Here is a 4810-nt window from a genome sequence, read left to right as displayed (position 1 = left end):
CACCATCGAAGGTGAAAAATGCCTTCATCTCGAAGTCGCTGATATCGCGGGGGAGCCCACGCATCCCCAAAAACGTTGTGTGCCAACCCTGCATCGTGAACCTCAAAAGTGGGAGGCCACCATACCCGTTTACAAAGCGAACAGGAAAGTCAATGAAATCAACGGTCTACCCAGACCACCCCCGCGCCAGTGCTAGCTTTGCGTACCGTCACTTATTGCACTGAAAACGAGGAGACCCCATGCTGCTGATCGCCGTGTGTGCGATTGCGCTGCTGATTGCAGGCATCTACGGCCGCTTTGTGATCCGCTCCATCGTCTCGCCCCTGTCAAAGGCCGTGAATGTGGCCCAGACCGTGGCGCTCGGTGATCTGACGTCGGTCATTCAAGAGCAGCCCACCAATGAAACCGGGCAACTGCTCTCCTCGCTCAAAGCGATGCAAGACAGCCTGCGCTCCGTCGCATCCAACGTCCGTACCGGCTCCGACAATGTGGCGGCGGCCAGTACCCAGATTGCACAGGGCAATCAAGACCTCAGCGTGCGTACCGAAACCCAGGCCGCCGCACTGCAAGAAACCGCCTCGTCGATGGACCAGTTATCGTCCACCGTTCGACAAAATGCAGACAGCGCACTGCAGGCCAACAAGCTTGCCCAGCAAGCGACCCGCGTGGCCCAGCAAGGCGGCCAAGCCGTCAGCCAGGTCGCAGAGACCATGAGCGGCATCCGCGAGTCAAGCCACAAAATCCAGGACATCGTCTCGATGATCGACAGCATTGCCTTCCAAACCAACATCCTCGCCTTGAATGCCGCTGTAGAGGCGGCCAATGCAGGCACGCAAGGCCGTGGGTTTGCGGTGGTGGCGACCGAGGTACGGGGCTTAGCCGCCCGCTCGGCCGATGCAGCCAAACAAATCAAGGGCCTGATCGAAGAAAGCGTAGCGCGGGTAGACAACGGTTGCGAACTGGCCAACCAGGCCGGCAAGACCATGAGCGAAATCGTCGGCAGCATCAGCCGCGTGACCGATGTGGTGGGCGAAATCACTGCCGCCAGCGAAGAACAAAGCAAAGGCATCGCACAGGTGGCCCAAGCGGTCAACCAAATGGACCAAACCACGCAGCAAAACGCGGCCCTGGTCGAGCAAATGTCTGCAGCGGCCCTCAGCCTTAACGAGCAGGCCCAGGAACTGGTCAACGCTGTCGCAGTTTTCCAGACAGAGACGGCCTGAACAACTGCAGCGTGGGCAAGCTAACTTTGCCTATTAGCTAGGTGACCCGTTGCACATCGACGCCGTACCGAGCCCTTCACACACAACCTACTGCGGCTGGCAAGGCAGCCCCAGGGCCCCCATCCACGGCAAGAAACAGCAAGAACACACGCATCTTTAAGAGGGCGAGTACCTCACAAGAATTACCGCGCCGCAGGCCGCCAGATGCATCTGCTGAATCTATTCAATTTCCCAAAATGGGAACACAACGAAAAAATCGCTATTGTTTTGTGAGCACTAGGGCTTTATCTTATTTTGGGTCGCTGATGGCGAGCCACTGGCCGAATTCAAATCCAAGCTTGGTGTGAGTTCCCAAAGGTTGTTACACAGCCATGTGTGACAACCAGGTAACAGGCGGAGTTATCGGTACAAGCCCCTCAGCGACGAACGAAGAAAGCACACGTCCACCCTGCGCCTGCTGTTTTTGAACTACGCCGGCCACCCCGATGCCGTCATGGGCCCCATCCTCGTGTGGCTGCGTTCCCACCAAAGCGACCTGCTGCACAACCCCCAAAACCAGGGCCAGGCCATCACCTTCGATGCCGAATACCTCAACACCCTGGCAATGGACCTGGCCATTGATCTCAAGCTGACCGAAAGCGTGGCTGCCCGACCGCTGCCCGGCGGCCCAGTCGGCGCCATGGAACTGCTGCACCGCAGCGAGCCACCCGGCCCGCACCTGCTGCCGCATGACCCCATTACCGCGCTGTATCTGAACGGCCAGCACCACAGACAGCACAGGCAGCGCACAGCTAAATGCATTGCACAACACCATGGCCGATGACCTGCAACGTCTGAGTGACTGGGTGGCTCCCCTGCTGCACAAACTGCAGCCGGCCGAGCGCCGCCAACTGGCGCGTCAAGTGGCGGTCATGCTGCGCCGCGAAAACCAGCGCAGCATCGCTGCCCAGCACGGCCCACTGGGCGAAGCCTGGGCCCCCCGCAAAAGCCGAAGCCGTGACCAGCGCGGCAAGCTGCGCGCCGGCTCCATGTTCCGCAAGCTTCGCACTGCCCGCCACTTACGGGCCCAGACCTTCACCGATGCCACCGTGCTGCGCTTTGTGGGTTATGCCCAGCGCATCGCTCAGGTGCACCACTTTGGCCTGCAAGACAAGGTCAGCAAGACCGGCGCCCAGTACAACTCCCCGCCCGGCCCCTGCTGGGCATCAGCCCACAGCAGATGGAATTGCTGCGGGATTTGGTGCTGAATTACCTTGTGCGTTAGTAGCTTCCAGAGACAACTTTAGTTGCTAATTTTTCATCATCCCAGTGAGTTGATATTCATTTTCGGCATACCTGCTAGCAGACTCCGCCCCTTACCACCTAACCAACGGGGGGGCAGAATTCTTACCTGACACTTACTCATAATCTTCCGCTCCGGAGACAAGTTACCATGCAATGGCAAAAATTAATCGCAACCACGATTTGCTCTTTGGGGCTCGTAGTAGCCAATACAGCAACGGCACAAGACATATCTGACAAACCACTCAAAATAGTGGTTCCATTCGCTGCTGGAGGAATTGCAGATGTTTTGGCTAGGGCCCTTGCGGAGGAAATGCGCCCCAAGTTCCCCAAGGGGGTTTACGTTGAAAACAAGACCGGAGCTGGCGGCAACTTGGGTGCTGCTGAAGTGTTTAACCGGTCAAAACCTTCAGAAAATACCCTGCTGATTTCATCGCCCGGCCCCATAGCTGTTAACCAAGGCCTGTATCCCAAGTTGCCATACGATCCCTCAAAGTGGGTCGCCATCAGCACCATTGCTTCCGTGCCTAACGCGCTGATTGTCAGTCCAAAGCTTGCCGTTACATCCGCTCAAGAGTTCGTCCAACTTGCAAAGCGTGGCAAGAACACAATTTCCTATGCATCTCAAGGCAACGGAACAACTTCCCACCTTACGGCGGGATTGTTTGAAAGTATCACGGGCGCTTCTATGCTTCACGTTCCGTACAAAGGCGACACGCCTGCGCTCACCGATCTAGCCGGTAGCCAGGTGGACTCCTTTTTTGGCAATGTCGGTGCTGCTCTGAATTTGCACAAAGCGGGCAAGGTTCGGATCTTGGCTGTCGCTGACGCAAAGCGCTCAGCAGCACTGCCTGATGTACCTACTTTTGCGGAGGTAGGTTTGCCCGCAATGCAATCGGTCACATGGTATGCCGCCGTATCAGCACCTGGCACCTCTACCGCAGACATCACGTTATTGAACAGGGCTGTAAGCGATGCAGTTAACCGCCCATCCATGCACGACAGGTTTGTCAATCTGGGCCTGGATGCAATGCCGAAAACAGCGGTTGACAGCGCAAACTTCATCAAACAACAGACCCAGCTGTGGCAAAAGGTCATTCGAGACGCGCACATAACTATTGAGTGACCCAGAATGACTCGAAGACTTGCTCTTGCCATTGGAGATCCGAACGGCATCGGACCAGAAATTGCGATCAAAGCGCTAGCAATTTTGTCGCCAAACGATAGGCAGCGGATTACGGTTTTTGGACCAGGCAATGTACTCGCACAGACCGCAACCGTGTGTGGCCTCTCTCACGTACTTAACGAAATCAACCACGTTGAAGTGGGAACGCTGGACAGAGCTGCTCGATTTGGCACGATTGAGGCTGATGCAGGACACTCTGCCGTTGCATCGGCAACAGCTGCAATTGAAGCGTGCAAGCGCGGGGTGGCTGATGCAGTCATTGCATGCCCGCATCATGAGACATCTATACACCTAGCTGGCATACCTTTCTCTGGATACCCATCACTGGTAGCCCGCGTATGTGGCGCTCGAGAAAGTGAAGTCTTTTTGATGCTTGTAGGCGCAGGTTTTCGAATCGTGCACGCCACACTTCACGAAAGTGTGCAAAGTGCACTGAATCGGTTGACTCCACAACTTGTGAAGAGTGCTGCTTTGGCCGGCATAAAAGGCTGTGCGTTGTTGGGTGAGCCAGCACCCAAAGTCGCACTTTTTGGAATAAACCCACACGCTTCTGAGGGCACGCTTTTTGGTGAGGAAGATGCTTCGATCACGCTGCCTGCAGCGCAGCTCTTGCGAGATGCCGGCCATAAGGTTGATGACCCTGCTGGTGCAGATGTACTTCTTGGGCAACGCCGGCATGACCTTTACGTGGCGATGTTCCACGACCAAGGGCACGTCCCCATCAAGCTCCTGGCACCCAATGCTGCAAGCGCGATATCGATTGGGGGAGACGTGCTCTTGTCGAGTGTCGGTCACGGAAGTGCGATGGATATCGCAGGTATGGGCACAGCGGATCCAACAGCACTTTTGAGAACAATTCAACTTCTCTCAGGCACCACCGTTTCAGTAACTTAATAGCTAACTGCGGGGCTCCTGCACGGGGGTCTTGTTTAGGAAGCCTAGACGCCGGTAACGAGTAGAGATTCGCTCCTCAGCCTCACGCTTCAAACCACTGTTGGACTGCCCCTGGTCCGGTAGACAAAGGTGCCGACCGCCAATGTGAGCCAGCGCTCCAGCTCGCGCAGTGTCAGGGCGGCCATCTTCTCGGAGGCGTATTCCCCGCGCTGGTCAGGATTGGAGA

At 56.5% G+C, this 4810-nt stretch carries 5 protein-coding genes; all 5 read left to right on the top strand.

Features of this window, described 5'->3' with window-relative positions; all coding sequences use genetic code 11:
- The first annotated feature begins 239 nt into the window (after positions 1-239).
- Positions 240-1223: a methyl-accepting chemotaxis protein gene (locus V8Z74_RS25995; protein WP_349335416.1), complete on the top strand. Its 984-nt coding sequence runs from the start codon at positions 240-242 to the stop codon at positions 1221-1223.
- Positions 1224-1671: 448 nt separating this feature from the next.
- Positions 1672-2046, top strand: a complete 375-nt coding sequence (locus tag V8Z74_RS25990) for a phage tail protein (protein WP_349712261.1) — start codon at positions 1672-1674, stop codon at positions 2044-2046.
- Entirely contained in the window at positions 2036-2470 is a 435-nt protein-coding gene (locus V8Z74_RS25985) for a phage virion morphogenesis protein (protein WP_349335417.1), read from the top strand. Before V8Z74_RS25990 ends, V8Z74_RS25985 begins: the two co-directional genes overlap by 11 nt.
- Before the next feature lie 185 nt (positions 2471-2655).
- Positions 2656-3630: a Bug family tripartite tricarboxylate transporter substrate binding protein gene (locus tag V8Z74_RS25980; protein WP_349335418.1), complete on the top strand. Its 975-nt coding sequence runs from the start codon at positions 2656-2658 to the stop codon at positions 3628-3630.
- A 6-nt stretch (positions 3631-3636) separates the two neighbouring features.
- Positions 3637-4584, top strand: a complete 948-nt coding sequence (locus tag V8Z74_RS25975; protein WP_349335419.1) for a PdxA family dehydrogenase — start codon at positions 3637-3639, stop codon at positions 4582-4584.
- Positions 4585-4810 lie beyond the last annotated feature (226 nt).

This window comes from Comamonas sp. w2-DMI (assembly GCF_040187735.1).
Lineage (GTDB): Bacteria > Pseudomonadota > Gammaproteobacteria > Burkholderiales > Burkholderiaceae_C > Comamonas > Comamonas terrae.
The sequence above is the reverse complement of the archived record's forward strand: the minus strand, read 5'-3'. Positions and strand labels throughout refer to the sequence as shown.

Excerpts from the sequence above, each read along its gene's own strand:
- V8Z74_RS25980 (WP_349335418.1), top strand. The coding sequence starts at position 2,656 with ATGCAATGGCAAAAATTAATCGCAACCACGATTTGCTCTTTGGGGCTC.
- V8Z74_RS25995 (WP_349335416.1), top strand. The coding sequence starts at position 240 with ATGCTGCTGATCGCCGTGTGTGCGATTGCGCTGCTGATTGCAGGCATC.
- V8Z74_RS25975 (WP_349335419.1), top strand. The coding sequence starts at position 3,637 with ATGACTCGAAGACTTGCTCTTGCCATTGGAGATCCGAACGGCATCGGA.
- V8Z74_RS25985 (WP_349335417.1), top strand. The coding sequence starts at position 2,036 with ATGGCCGATGACCTGCAACGTCTGAGTGACTGGGTGGCTCCCCTGCTG.